This is a genomic window from Psychromonas ossibalaenae ATCC BAA-1528, from assembly GCF_000381745.1.
In the GTDB taxonomy this organism is placed as follows: Bacteria; Pseudomonadota; Gammaproteobacteria; order Enterobacterales; family Psychromonadaceae; genus Psychromonas; species Psychromonas ossibalaenae.
Map to the genome: position 1 here is coordinate 69,161 of NZ_KB906986.1, position 14,775 is coordinate 83,935.

The window sequence follows — 14,775 nt, forward strand, 5'->3', positions numbered from 1 at the left end:
TTTGATTAAAACACCCGCTTATTTACAAGTGCTGCTCGCCCATTCCGGCGCTCGCCAAACTCCGTATATATTATTTGCATCAGGCGCTTCTCCAGGATTGGCATGCCATTCATTTTTATACTCAACTCCTTCATAGGTAACCTGTGTACAGCTTTCTGAATATGTTTTTTCTGGATCCCACTCTCCTTCCGGAAGAGGCTCTTCATCTTCAGGCTTCACATACTCACTTTCATAAATACTACAGTCATCTCCGTCAAAAAGAATATTCAGCTGAATAGGGTTCTTCGGGTCAACATTTGGAATGGAGGCTTGAAAAGCTTCATTAAATGAATCTTCACAATTAACACCACTGTAACTTAGTGTGGCGGCTGTCGCATCAAAAGGCAGTACAAAATGCTCATTTGGCGTTAAATATTCATTAACAACATAACTGCCGTTACTATCATGCGCTGCCATATACATAGAGTTCGAGCTGATGTCCTTACCAACATAAACCGGCATCACTTCAGTAACTTCAATCGGACCTTCTTCTGCAAATGTTTTAATCGGAACAGTAATCACAACTGCTTCAATAACTTTACCAAAGTCTTCTTTGTAGCTGATATTGTTGTTTTCCTCATTAGCATCAAATACCACTTTTACAGCAGCTTCGAGTGCATCGTAATCAGACTCCGCATAGAAACCGTAATTTGTCAGCAGTGTTAAATACGCTGTTAAATCTCTCCAGGATAACCGTGCTTCGTAAGTTTTTTTTGAGTTTAGCAACTGCTTGGTAACATCCGGTATCTGATGAATATATCTTGTTCCAAAATCATTTTGTTTAGTAAAACATGTCCAGTCATTTTCCAAATCACCGGGAAGAGACATACAATGCTGAAAAACATCTTCAGTTCGCAAAGGCTGATCTTTGGCGGCATAAGGGCCGCGGTTATACATAAAGCTGAGCATCTTTGATAATGCTTCCGGATCGCCTGCACCTTGTATAAATTCATGCAGTCTATTTTGCGGATTCGCCTGGCCGGTTGGGTTCTGATCCCACTCTAACGAACCTGTATTAATTGCCGTTGCTGATGCATTGTAATAAGCACTGGTACTCGCTGAACCAAGTACATTTCTGGCTGGACCATTGTTTGAACTCAGCACAACTTCCGGGTCCATCGGTGCGAAAATAGCAGGAAAACCACCGGATGCAACTCCCTGAAGTTCAGCCCAGGCACTTCCTGGGTATTCTACCTGCAGCACACCATCGTCATCTCCTTCTCCCATCGGACTGTCCGGAAGATCATCACCTAGCGATGACTCCTGCAGGCCTTTCGACAAATAATAATTCGGCCCCATATTTCTCATGAAATAATCGCCAAAACTTTCACCCGTTGCAAACGGACGGTCTAAATCGAATGTGCCGCCCTCTTTTGCTAACCCATACTGCATTAGCACCATACTGTTCATGGCCGCATGAGCAAAAGACATCGCCCATAGTTTATGCTCTTTCATCTTCAGCGTTGACGGTATACCTAAAATTCCCAGATCAATCTGGTCCGGGTAGTCATTTTTCCAGTCAATGGTTCTTTGGTCACAAGTTGTCGGATCCAGAACAAACCTGTCTCCCTCTTCTTTGATGTTACAGTGGTAGTCAACTGTGGTCTTATTTGCCAGTATTAGCTGATAACCATTACTAGGCAGCAGGGCACGGTACTGCTCTTCAGTAATAACTTCTGATGCTAAAATATTTGAACAGAACAATGACCCGGTAACACTTAATGCAACCAGGGACTTTTTGTATCTCATGATATAACTCTTCGCGACCCGCCAAACCAACCCTTATTAGGTGTTAATTTGACAAAATTAATCGAGCATGAATTTTATCACCAACCGAAACAAAAGCACATAAAAATCAGCCGACCAATCAACAGCTTACAATGGACCTCCACAAGAAAACACCACTACCAATAAGTTGCTCACACTCATGCACAAGCAAACCACAACAACAAAACAGCACAAAAACATCACCAACAAACTACACACCGCTTGTAATGTGATTGTTCTCGTATTAAAACTAAAATGAAAAGTACCACTTAACGAGTTTAAACAAGTCCTGAATATTAGGGGCTGTTGATCTTTCAAGGTTGTTTTTGCAACAGTTTGCTGGCTATTTATACAAGGCAGAGTCTATGTAGTGTAGTTATTCTACATAAATAGACGATAACGCATACGATCTTGTCAGCAAACGTTGCCCTTCAGGTTCATCTCAAAGCGTTTTGCTCTTTGTTGAGCGAAATTTACTTAGGTGACTAAGCCACATCTCGTTCGGCGCGATCAAAACGCTTTTAGATAGAACAAAATTCAACCGGCAAAGATCAACAGCCCCTAACCTTCCAGCAGAATTTCTAACATATTTTCATAATTATTAAGAAAATGCTTAGTAATCGCATAGGTATCTGTATCTTCATATTGCGTTTTTTCCAAACCTCGCTCACCTATTTCATATATGGCGGCATTTGGGTAGGAAAGCAAGATAGGTGAATGCGTTGCGATGATAAACTGGCAGCCCTGCCCGATTAGCTGATGCAGTAATGAAATCATAGCCATCTGCCTGCCTGGTGAAAGTGCGGCCTCCGGCTCGTCTAAAATATATAAGCCCTCTCTGCCGAATCTATTCTTCATTAAGGCAAAAAAAGACTCTCCATGGGACTGTTCATGAAGAGAAATACCACCGTATGAATCTATAATCGGCGGACCAAATGAGGGCTCGTTATCAAGGTTTTCTATCTCAGTTGCTACATTATAAAAACTTTCCGCACGTAGAAAGTATCCGGTTTTAGGGCGTTTAATGGATTTTGCAATACGTATATAATCACTTAAACTTGAATGCGAACTTCTTGTAGAAAAATTAAAGTTCTTTGTGCCACCTTCAGGATTGAATCCTTGAGAAACAGCAAGAGCTTCCAGTAATGTTGATTTCCCGCAGCCGTTTTCACCAACAATAAAAGTAACCGCCTCATGAAACTCCAGCCTGGTACTTAATCCCTTTACAGCCGGTAAGCAAAACGGGTAAATAGAATATGACTCTATCATTTGTTCTTTAAGAACAGCTGATAACAAATAATGCTTTGCATCGAAGGAGTTCATTGATAAACCTTAACAGTGGGCGTACGGGAAATGATTATAATTCAGAGTAATTAAAGCAGATAGAGTTATTAAGCCGGACTAGTACTTTTAACCACTTTATTTCTTCCTGTCAGCTTAGCTTGATAAAGAGCGCTGTCGACTCTTGATAATAGCTCCTCTGCAGATTCCCCCTCTCTATATTGTGCAACTCCACAGCTGGCGGTCGCTTTACCGATAACAGAAAAATGATGTTCCGCAATTGTCAGCCGTAATTTTTCAGCAAAAAAACAGGTGTTTTCAATGTCGGTACCTGCAGCAATAATTAAAAACTCTTCTCCCCCCCAGCGGATCACCCAGTCTGTCTCACGCGCATTATCCTGCAGCAGTTTTGCCAAAGCAATCAGGGTTTCATCACCGATTAAATGTCCGTGACAATCGTTAATCTTTTTAAAGTAATCAACGTCAAATAGAAGCAGGGAAAATGGGGCCTGATAACGTTTAAACCGGGATATTTCAGCAGACAATACCTGATCCAGCTTATGCCGATTATATAAACCCGTTAAACTGTCAGTGATAGACATCTTTTCAATTTCTTTCTGCGCAGTAATATCCTGAGAAATCGCTGTAAAACCGCTAACTGTATTATTATCTTTAAACTCAGGTGTAATAACCGTATTCAGCCAGATCTCTTCACCGGATTTGTTAAGATCTTTTAACTGACCTTCCCATGTATTACCCTTTAGTATTGTCTGCCACAGGCTGGTATATGTTTCTAATGTTGTATCGAGATGCCTTAATATATTGTGGTTTTTACCGAGAACTTCATCACGCTGATAACCTGTCACCTTAGTAAACCAGGTGCTGACATTCTGTATAGTCCCCTGTTTGTCTGTTCTGACAATCATAACATTTTTGTCAATGATAGCAGCGTCATCTCTTATTACCTTATAAGCTTTTGCAAGTTGGGACTGCAGCTTTGCAGGTATAATACTCACCAGCCCGGACAGAGGAATTGAAATTAGAATAACGGTAAATGCAAGAAGCAGTGCCAGAACTATATTGGCTTTCTGTAATTTTTGTACCGCAGCCTGCTCGGGCACAAAAATAATTTTGATACTCTCATTATTTTTAAACAGCTCACCCAGGCTGTATGAATATATTTTTTCAGCGCTGAATATTTCCTGAGACAGGATCTTTTCAACATACTCCGGAAAAAGCGCATACATATTCGGGTTGCTTTTAAAGTAGCGGCTCCATGACCTGTCGCGATCCGGCTGGCTGATTATTTCTCCTTTCTGATCAGTAAGATATATGTTGAAATTTTCGGAATGAGTCAATAAGTTAATTATTTTTTCAAACATCAGATTAACGATCACAATGCCTTCAAAACGTCCGTCAATATACAGGGGAGCCGCAACTCTAAAGGTTGGATTTAAGGGCTGTTCAATCTTATTATTTTCAATGTTGAGATCAATATTTGAGTGCCAGAACTGATGCGCATCTAATGCAGCGGTCTCATTATAATAATAGCGCTGCTTTTTATCCTGCAGATCACTTTCGTTTACAATATGCAGCTCTTTAGTTTTTCTATTACGCTCAATTCTAATATTTTCCCTTCCGGAAACATCAATATAGCGCAGCTGCACAATGTCATTATTAGCGTAAGTAACCCCCTGAAAAAGGCTCTGCAGCTTTCTTTTATCATCAGCGCTATTCGATTTAATATACTGCTCTATTAATTTATTATGCGTAATTGAAGAGACAATCATTTCTGACGCAACTATATAGTCTTGCAGTACAACTCGTGAGAATTCCATATTGGAATTTGATTTTTCCTGAAACTCTTTATCAATATCTGCAATGCTGAAATGATAAGTGATAAATGAAGTCAGCAGTGCAACAATGACCCCGAAAATAACAAAATAAAGTGCAAAAATGAGATGATATTTTTTATTCGGCAATAAATAGATATTCATTATTCACCTCTGCTTTGCCTGATTCCTATATTCAATACATGATTTCTGCCTCTTTGATAAATTATAGGGTACATAAATACCTGCCCAGCGACTGTTCGCTCAATTAATAATCAATGTTTTATCCCCATCACCGCCACATTAAAGTACATCTCGGCAGACGCCTTGTTAGCGCACAGTGTGCGCATTTGTCTTTGACACAACACATCTTATCGAATGTATTGATTTCCATCATTAACTTCCCCCAGCCAGTCGGTTTGTTTAAAAGAACAGCTGCCAGCTGTATCCCATAAACTCTGTACAAGAAAATTCAGCCCTGAAGGTTATTGATTGAACAGATCCACCCGGCTTATGCCCTTACAAAAAGTACTATAATTATAGGTATCAAAGTTTAGCGGCAAAGAACCGGTTTACTGCAGAACAGCACTGCGCTGAAAATAGAAAACATGCATAACCTGATAGAGGGCCACATCATGAAAAATCTACACAAGAAGATTCTCTGCAGCCTTATTTTTATTTTCTGTCCAGCGCTGGCAGCAGTACCGATAACCCTCAACCAGCAGCTCAATTTTCATGCCCCAGAGCAGAGTATGTGGACTCAGGGAGGACCGATAGGCAGCATTGAAGAGAGTGATAGAATCGGCGGTGCGGCCGGCTTTGAATATACGCTAAGAGCCAGCAGCGGCACGGTAAGCGCTGATTTTGACGGCCTTTTGTCCATTGCTTATGACAATCAGCTTACCGGAAGTACACATACCAGTGTAAATTTGAATTTTCAGGGAAGTCCGGCAGCCGGGTCTTTATCAACATTTGCCGGTCTTAACATTGATTTCGACTGGTTTGTTGATACACATCTTCTCGGCATTCCGGTAACCGGATCCGGTAATGTTTTTTCAGCAAATTACTCACTGGATATCGATGAAGTTTTTACACCACAGCTTCCTCAAGAATTTACGTTTCAGCTCCCGCCTCCCTGGGGCAGCATAGACCTGACAATCCCTAAAGTTGAGCAGGGCTCAGACAGCTTCGGCCTGCTCAACCCGGGAGTTAATCTCGGCTTAGTTGATGTCGGGATTGATCTTGCTATTGAACAAACGGCCAGTTTCTGGGCAAACGGGTTAAACGGTTCAATTCTCGGCAGGCATAGAGATACGGGTTACAGCCGTTTTATGAATTTTAACCTCGGCACAAATGAAGGCATAAATTTAGGATTTGATCTGCCTTTAGACGGTTACTGGGACTTTTATCTAGCAGATATTATGCTGGAGAATACCTTCGTCAATGATATCGCTCTTACCCTCGATGCTTCACTTAAAGTAGATATCGGCGTGGCACAAAAAACCTGGTACTGGGACCTGCTGGATCAGGACATTTTTAACACCGATTTCGCATTACTGTTTAACAGCGAACACAGCAGTGACAAATTCAGCATTTTTGTGACTCCCGCACCTAATGCACTGTCAATGACTCTGGCTGCGCTTTTGATTGTTATCTTTAGAAAAAAGCACCGCCTGCACATAAACGGCAGCTGAATTTATGTAAACAGATCATATCAAGTAGATTTATATCCAAGCAGTCTCAAGGTGCAGAAATCGCCTTACTCAAGTATCTGGATTTACATATGAAGTCGTTTCCGGATGAAAAAACCAAAAATTACAACTGCTTCAGTGCTGATAATTCACATCCGCTAATTGCCTCTAAATTTGCGGTTATTTTTTCTGATGACCAGTCCCACCATGCTAATCGAAGTAACTCTTCTATTACCACCGGATCAAAGCGCTGTTTAATATGTGATGCTGGATTACCTGCAAAAACACAATAAGCAGGAACATCTTTTGTAACAACGGATTTACTTGCAATCACAGCACCGTGCCCTATTTTAACACCCGGCATTATTGTTACGTCATAACCAATCCAAACATCATTGCCTATTTCAGTATCACCTTTAAACGGTAAATCACCTTCTTTAGGCATCACTTTCTCCCAGCCGTTTGCAAAGATATAAAACGGGTAGGTAGAAAAGCCGGAAGTTTTATGATTTGCACCATTCATAATGAACTTAACGCCTTTTGCAATCGCACAAAATTTGCCGATAATCAGCTTATCACCGATAAATGGAAAGTGATAAAGCACATTACTTTCAAAGTTCTTCGGGCCAGCAGGATCATCATAATAGGTGTAGTCACCAACGATAATATTTTCACTTGTAATGAAGTTTTTAAGATAACCAACCTGTGGGAACCCTTTCATTGGTTCTTTTTCATTCGGGTTTGGGCCAAACAAAATATTCTCCTTGATTTATGGACTTACTGCACTAAAAAGTAATTATCAAAAAACAGCACAACCAATTACACAATAATCATTTATAAGCTTTTCCTTCAACTTTTATAGACTGGATAGAATAACCAAAATGCCAGGCCGTACGATCATCAATAGACAGATCGGTGAGATACTTAGTACCGTGGTTCTGCTGTTTGGCATTTTCAATGGCGGCATTTGTTGAAGGCGCCTCCCCCATTGGAATAATATACAAAAACCATGTCTGTGCAGACTCGCCGACAGCATCTGCCGCATATAAACCTTTTGCAGGGATGTTTTGATCAATAAAAGTATTAGAAATAAATGTACCGTGACTGGCCGTTGAACAGCCGCTAAGCAGCAGTACCAGCATTGATAGAAAAACATAAACCGTTGATTTATACATAATTCCCTCTCCTTTAGTATACTTTCCTCGTTATACCTGATGAACCGCTGATTTGAACAAGCAGATTATTACATCCTGAAAAAAAACGATAGCATGATTAACAAAGCATATATTTGAACTTCTTATCCGTCTATAAAGTAAAGAATATCCTTGTTAATTTAAAGAAAAATAATACAAAAGCCACCTTTAAGCTGCGCTAATGATTTGCATCTGCTTTTTTCTTTATATCCCCTCCCTCTCTTTCAACCACTCACTGAGTGATAGCTATTTTACATAAATATATTTTACCAACTACCTTTAGTTTACATACCACTTTATGCCTACCTAAAACACACCAAAATCACTACCTTTCACTTTTTTTCACCAATATTCACTCGGTTAACAAGCGTTTTTACTGTTAATTTGCCTCATGCAAACTGATGTTTACATGAATAATGATAAAAAAACAAAGTGAAATATTGTGAATGGCAACAATTTTCATATAAAAATTTGCTATAAAAAAAGGAAACTAAGGTATGAAAAAATTTAAGATGACAATGCTGGCATTGTCTATAGCAGCGGCAGTACCGGTAGCTGCTGAACCCCATTATCAACAGAGCCGCTCAGCAGCGTCTGAAGCGCAACAGGTGTTTGAAGTTAAAGATTCAATATACAGCGGCCCAACTTTAGCAACCCGCTATGAGGGATATACAGGAGAGGGCTATCTGCAACCGGATAAACGTAGTGGAGATCTCATCACCTGGACAGTGAATGTGCCTCATGATGGTGAATATGACATAAGCTTCAGCCATGCCAGCAATAATGATCGCCATATGCAGCTGTCAATTAATAATGAAGCGCCTGTCACCTATGATTTTCCTAATACCGGTGAGTTCGGCAACTGGACTGAATCTCAAGCACACAGAACTGTTTTAAACGCCGGCAGCAACACCATAACCCTAGAATCGCAAGGTTCACTTGGACCACATATTGATAACTTAAAAGTTACAGCCCTCCAGGAAAATGAAAATAGAGGTGTAATACAAGCAGAAGACAGCCTTTCTTTCGGCACTTCTATTGAAAACTCTATTCCGGGGTTTACCGGCACCGGTTATCGTAAAGGTGAGCTGATAAGGGACGATGTCGGTATTACATTCGGTTTTCAGCTTCCTGTAGACGGTAAATATAAGCTTAGTTTCCGTTATTCTTCTCTAGAGACACGTAGCTTCATTGTTTCAGAAGGTGGTAGCGGTGTAAGTACCTCTTATATTCTACCGTCAACCGAGACAGAGGAAAACTGGAGCTCTAGCCCGGAAATGACTATTGAGCTGACAAAAGGCCGCAACACTGTCAGCTTAATAACGGATCAAGAATTAATTCCAAATGTTGACCATCTTGAAGTTGTTTATATTGGTCCGTCTGGACCCGGTATTATTGATCCCGTCCCCCCTATCGACGGCACCGATCCTATCGACCCACTAGACCCGACCGATCCAAGCGTTCCAGCTAAACCGATTGATCCAGGTAATCCTCAAGAGCCTGTTGAACCGATTATAAATCCAGGAGAGCCGATTGACCCTATTGACGGCACTGATCCTGTCGATCCGCTAGACCCTAACGATCCAAATGATCCTGTTAAGCCGATCGATCCCGGTAACCCCGAAGATGAATTAATTCCAATCACTCCTCCCGCCCCTTTAACAGGTAAAGCTGAATTTGCACAGACCCATGTCTATACAGCTGATGATCAACGTATTGTGCCGAAGCTTATCCCTAAGCGTAATACACACCTCCTGTTTACTCCAGACACTCCCCTCGACAGCTCTCAGTCATTAGTGGTAACGGGTACAAGCGCTGCAGGTGAAGCATTAGGTACACTTAACCTAACACCGCCTGCACAACTACCGATTTATAAAGAGCAGATGGTTTCCAGTGAAGAGCTTGATAGTTATAGTCATCAAGCCTGGAGTGTGCAGCTTCCATGGTACTGGGTTACGCCTGGAGTGCAGTTGTCTGCCGCCATTCAGGCTGATAGCGGAGTATTGGGTAATGAAACTGATATTGCACTACCGCCCTTTACTGCAGAAACCCACCATACAGTGAGACGAGTTAAAATCCTTGCCTGGGATGGCGAATGGCAGGATCACCCATTCGATCGTGAAAAAACACTTGAGGGCCAGGCACTACTAAGAGACTTTTACGGTTCAGTGCCTGTTTCATCAATGACTTTATCCGATTTCAGTCCTATTTATATTAATGAATATTTAGTCAATAACGGCGAAGATATTATCTTGGTTGATAATGATGATGACTACAAAGCAACAGGTAACAAATATTACGATAAAATGCTAAAACGCATCACTGTAAGTGCTCTAACTGCAGATTATGGAGGTGGACTATTGCCTTCCAACATGCAGGGAGGGCCTCGGGCCAACACCGTTAACGTAGGCATGGGGGAAGCTCGTGAAGCCGATGGCTCTCTTCATGACCTAGCCGATACAGGCGTTGCTGGAGGATCACACGGATGGTCTGCTATTTGGTGGAACTCTGACTGCGGAAATGCTTTTATTCATGAAGTAGGTCATGCATACGGTTTATCCCATTTCACAACAGGCACAGCAGAAAGATGGGGCATTGCCGATGAGTACCCTGAAGACGGGGTTAATCTTGCCGGCCACCCTAGCGGCTTTGATACCGTCAGCCAGCAGTTTAGAAGTTGGTACCGAGTTGACAGCAGTGGCCCTATTGAAAACAATTCAGAACTGGATGGTAAACATGATCCGATGAACGGTGGCGATAAAGCCTGGGCAGGTAGCTATTGTTATCCGCAGTTTACCGCTTATCATGCACAAAAAATCCAGAATAATATGGAAAATAGAGCTATTTATGCCCAGTCAGACAATGGACCTATTATCGTCGAGTGGGATTCTGAATCACATTCCTACCAACCGTCAGAAATAGAATATGATGTAAACCCAGTACAGATCAACAGCCCTATTATCACCATTTTCGGTCAGTTTTCGGCAAACGGGGATCTCGCGCTTATTCAACCGGCTATGTACAACGCAATAGGTAATATTTTCGAGCACCCTTCACCATTCGAACCTGGACTACCCGTTGAATATAACGGCAGCCAGTTCTACTTAATTATCGACTTTGATGATGATAGCCGGCAGTCGATATTGATCGGTAAAAAAATGTCAACGGCCAATGCACTATACGATTTTGGGTTAAACCTTGCGTACAATAATGTTCAGGCTAAACCTGTAAATATCAGCCTCTACAAAGCTAATGAGGCTTATCCAAATATCGTCCATGAACAAAGCACACTGCTGGCCAGTCGAGATGAAATCAGCGACATGAAACCAATAGCAGAACCACTCAGTATTTCTGAAGGTTATATGGGTAAACGAAATATTGAATTAACTGAGTTTTGTACAACAGAAGTTCACTGTGAAGAAACGGCTCTCGAGGTAGAAACATATTACCCTAATGCTGCACTGGTGATGGCAGACTACCATACAACCCCCGGAGAGGTCAGCGGCGGACTTATTTTTGATGGTGAAGCCGGTCAGACAACCGTGACGTTGGACAATAACAAAGATGTTCCTGTCTATGCGACAGCGAGCAGACGTATTAATTTCAATAACGGCACCTCCCTTGACCTTCCGGTTAATGACGCAACTGTGTTTGATGATGTGAATTCAGAGAGCATTCGTATCTGGGCTGAAATCGAAGATAACCTGCACTTATCAGAACATGCAGGTATATTCAGATCAGACTGGCAGGATAACATGATGAAAATTTATCCCGCAGTCAATGGTGTAGTATTGGATTCAGATGCAAATTCCTTAAGCATTCGCTCAGAGTTGACACTACCGCGCAAGCCTGGCTCTGCTTTTTATGTTGATGCGCAGAACAATAGTTTCTATTTTGCCAATGAGCTGATTACAGACGAAAACCCTCATCGAAACACGTTGGTAAATACCTGTGCGCAGTTTGACGGTTTAGCACGTGACGAACACTTCGCAGATATGTTTGAGGAATTTGGTCGTTTGGATCATTTCCTTAACCTAACACCTGAAACAGAGTTTTGGTCATCTGAACTAGATCCTGAACGTAGCGACAGAAATGGAGCTTATAATATCAACCGAATGACAGACAGCAAATCAAATCTTTCTTGGGAGTGGGATTACGTTACAGGTTATGGGGCAATTTGTATTGAATACCCAGAAAATTAGCCTCCGTCGCTAAATAGATTGATTTTCTAAATATATTAACAGGCAGTCACTGAAACAGTCAGTTTCTGCCTGTATTTATACACTCGATTTATAGACCTGACATCTGCCGCTGAAACAGCAGTGACATAGGTTTGCTGCAGTGTTCTCTTTTTTATCCTATGACTCACCTTCAACTAGTTTTTCAACAATCCGACTGCAGGCTAAACCGTCACCATAGGGGTTATGTGCTTTTGCCATCTGCTGATACAAATCATTATTAGAAAGCAGCTCTAATGCGCTAGTGGTTATTTTATCAATGTCAGTACCAACTAACTTCACCGTACCCGCTTCTACCGCTTCCGGGCGCTCAGTGGTATCACGCATCACTAATACAGGTTTACCCAGCGATGGGGCTTCTTCCTGCACGCCGCCCGAATCGGTAATAATTAAATAACTGCGGTTCATTAAATATACAAAGGGCAGGTAATCTAAAGGCTCTATTAAAAAGACATTATCCAGGCCTGACAAAATTCTGTTTACCGGCTCACGCACATTAGGATTCAAATGCATTGGGTATAATATCTGCACATCCGGACGCATTTTCGCGATATTTGCTAACGCTTCACAGATCCGTTCAAAGCCGCCGCCGAAGCTTTCCCGCCGGTGACCGGTCACTAGAGTTAATTTTTTATCTTTATCTAAGAAAGAAAATATACTGTCAAGTTCAGCCGTTAGCGATGCATCATGCTGCAGCTTATCTTTCACCCATAAAAGTGCATCGATAACAGTATTGCCTGTTACTGTAATGCGCGATTCGGGTACCAGCTCTTTGATTAAGTTATCTTTTGCGCCTTGAGTAGGCGCAAAGTTATATTGAGTCAGTACGCCGGTTAATTTTCTATTTGCCTCTTCAGGCCAGGGGGAATAGAGGTTTCCGGTCCGCAGCCCGGCTTCTACATGAGCAATTTTGATCTGTTTATAAAATGCGGCTAAAGAAGCTGAAAAAGTAGTGGTAGTATCACCGTGCACCAGTACTATATCCGGCTTAAAGTCATCCAGGACTTCTTTTAAACCATTCAATATATTCCCGGTGACATCAAACAGATCCTGCCCTGGTTTCATTATATTTAAGTCATAATCGGGGGTGATTTCAAATAAGCTTAATACCTGATCTAACATCTCCCGGTGCTGTGCTGTTACACAGACCCTGCAGATTAAATTACTCTGCTCACCCAGCTTATGTACCAGCGGGGCCATTTTAATCGCTTCAGGACGCGTACCAAATACAGTTAAAACTTTTTTCATATCTACTCCAGAAAACTAAAATTCGTAGAATAAGTACCTAACTTAAACTGCAGAAAAATGCACTGCCGAATACATGCAAAACACTGTTTTTCACCAGAAGATGCAAGTAATTAAAGCATACAATCTAAATAACAGCGAACCGCTGCAGTAGATTTAAACAACTAATAACAGAGGGAAATTAAAGAAGATCTGTGCATGTACAAATAAGTACAAAAAATAGAATAGTACAGGCTGAACTATCATAGCGCGTAGTGCCGGACTCTGGCCTTTAACGGACAGCGCTTTCTCGTTAAATATCGAGACGTAAAAGAGGCTTGAAAATTCATTATATTCAAGCCTCTGCAGTTTAATTTACAGTAGACGACAGCTTACAGCTGCGTCCAGGCATCCTGCCAGGCTGTACCTTTCCCTGGCTCATAAGCCCAGGCGGCACCCGCACACCAGCCCGTATAAGGGTGAGGTTTACACTCGTATAAACTGCCGTAATTAGAAACTACGTCACCTTCTCTATAAGAAAACCCTTCTACATAGGTATCTTCACTTGGCGGCGGTGTTCCCGGATCAAAACCTTTCATCAGCACTTGATGATTGGCGTAATCAGTTTTATCATTTGCGCTGGTTACTTCAAGCTCAAAAATATAAGTAACATCCGTTTCCTACTCCGGTAATGCGGCTTTCAGCGTTACTTCATCGGTAACGGCACTGCTGACACCTTCTGGTAAAATCCACTGGTAATCAAGGTCTTCACCATGAGGATCATTTGACTGCTCAGCAGACAGGATTATCTGTCCGGCAGACTCAGCCTGTTCAGGCCCGTTTATAACCGCATTCGGCGGCAGCTCTTCATCTCCCCCGCCTTCACCGACAATAATAACGTCAGGGTTATGATACTCAACACAGCTGACATAATCTCCTTCATTAAGCGCACTAAACGGCGTCTGATAATTCACTAAGTGACAGGCATATGGTTCACTGCTGCTCCACGACTGCTCCCAGTAAATATCAAGTGCAGCAGAACCGTTATTATCAAAAGGTTTCATGTCTTTACAACCGATCACCTCATCACTTTCAATCGGCACCTCCTGATATTCAGCATGACTTTGGTAATAACTCATCCGGTTAACTGACTGTGGTTTTTCAGTACCGGAGCCGCACTCAAGACCACTGTTAATAATAGGCTCTGTTCCAGATAGTTGTTGTCTATACTTGTAAGTACGCATAACTTATTGAAGCTAAAAGCTATGGATACTAAATCATTTACCAAACAGCTTAACCAAATAACTAAAACTCTTCTAGCGATGACACCTGCTCAAAGAGAAATTGTTCACCAGTCGATCCAAGCATCACAGGCTGAAATCACCGTTAATGAGATGTTTCAGCCTATGTTTGATAATTCATCTCAATGTCCTCACTGTCATTCGAGTCATTTTAAAAAGTGGGGCAAAGCTGGTAAGACACAGAGATATTATTGTAAGAGTTGCCATAA

The 14,775-nt window shown here is 41.7% G+C and carries 11 protein-coding genes; 3 read left to right on the plus strand and 8 right to left on the minus strand.

Translation table 11 applies throughout. The annotated features are described in order from the left end of the window. Positions 1-18: 18 nt before the first annotated feature. From G327_RS0111300 to G327_RS0111310, 3 genes are all read right to left on the minus strand, one after another. On the minus strand, positions 19-1,788 hold the full coding sequence (locus G327_RS0111300) for a hypothetical protein (RefSeq protein ID WP_019614889.1): 1,770 nt from the start codon (positions 1,786-1,788) through the stop codon (positions 19-21). A 579-nt stretch (positions 1,789-2,367) separates the two neighbouring features. Then, positions 2,368-3,129: an AAA family ATPase gene (locus G327_RS0111305; RefSeq protein WP_019614890.1), complete on the minus strand. Its 762-nt coding sequence runs from the start codon at positions 3,127-3,129 to the stop codon at positions 2,368-2,370. Positions 3,130-3,197: 68 nt separating this feature from the next. Then, entirely contained in the window at positions 3,198-5,084 is a 1,887-nt protein-coding gene (locus G327_RS0111310) for a sensor domain-containing diguanylate cyclase (protein WP_019614891.1), read from the minus strand. Positions 5,085-5,554: 470 nt separating this feature from the next. Here G327_RS0111310 and G327_RS0111315 point away from each other — a divergent pair, with 470 nt between their 5' ends. After that, the gene (locus G327_RS0111315; protein WP_019614892.1) at positions 5,555-6,613 is read left to right on the plus strand and encodes a hypothetical protein; all 1,059 of its coding nucleotides are present in this window, start codon (positions 5,555-5,557) and stop codon (positions 6,611-6,613) included. A 121-nt stretch (positions 6,614-6,734) separates the two neighbouring features. Here the strand turns inward: G327_RS0111315 and G327_RS0111320 are convergent, their stop codons facing one another. Both G327_RS0111320 and G327_RS0111325 read right to left on the minus strand, forming a co-directional pair. Next, entirely contained in the window at positions 6,735-7,379 is a 645-nt protein-coding gene (locus G327_RS0111320; protein ID WP_425413785.1) for a Vat family streptogramin A O-acetyltransferase, read from the minus strand. Between the two features lie 61 nt (positions 7,380-7,440). Further along, positions 7,441-7,785, minus strand: coding sequence for a hypothetical protein (locus G327_RS0111325; protein WP_019614894.1), 345 nt, complete (start codon positions 7,783-7,785; stop codon positions 7,441-7,443). A gap of 515 nt (positions 7,786-8,300) precedes the next feature. Between G327_RS0111325 and G327_RS0111330 the strand changes: the two genes are divergently transcribed. After that, positions 8,301-12,005, plus strand: coding sequence for a M66 family metalloprotease (locus G327_RS0111330; protein ID WP_019614895.1), 3,705 nt, complete (start codon positions 8,301-8,303; stop codon positions 12,003-12,005). A gap of 156 nt (positions 12,006-12,161) precedes the next feature. Here G327_RS0111330 and wecB read toward each other — a convergent pair whose 3' ends face one another. The 3 genes from wecB to G327_RS26055 form a co-directional block, all read right to left on the minus strand. Then, positions 12,162-13,289 carry a non-hydrolyzing UDP-N-acetylglucosamine 2-epimerase gene (gene wecB, locus G327_RS0111335; RefSeq protein WP_019614896.1) on the minus strand — a complete coding sequence of 376 codons (1,128 nt, stop codon included), beginning with the start codon at positions 13,287-13,289 and terminating at the stop codon, positions 12,162-12,164. A gap of 368 nt (positions 13,290-13,657) precedes the next feature. Further along, positions 13,658-13,864, minus strand: a complete 207-nt coding sequence (locus G327_RS26050; protein WP_019614897.1) for a hypothetical protein — start codon at positions 13,862-13,864, stop codon at positions 13,658-13,660. 81 nt (positions 13,865-13,945) lie between these two features. After that, positions 13,946-14,509: a hypothetical protein gene (locus tag G327_RS26055; protein WP_019614898.1), complete on the minus strand. Its 564-nt coding sequence runs from the start codon at positions 14,507-14,509 to the stop codon at positions 13,946-13,948. A 21-nt stretch (positions 14,510-14,530) separates the two neighbouring features. Here G327_RS26055 and G327_RS27165 point away from each other — a divergent pair. After that, positions 14,531-14,775: transposase-like zinc-binding domain-containing protein (locus G327_RS27165; RefSeq protein ID WP_019614899.1), on the plus strand; the 245-nt coding region annotated here is incomplete at its 3' end.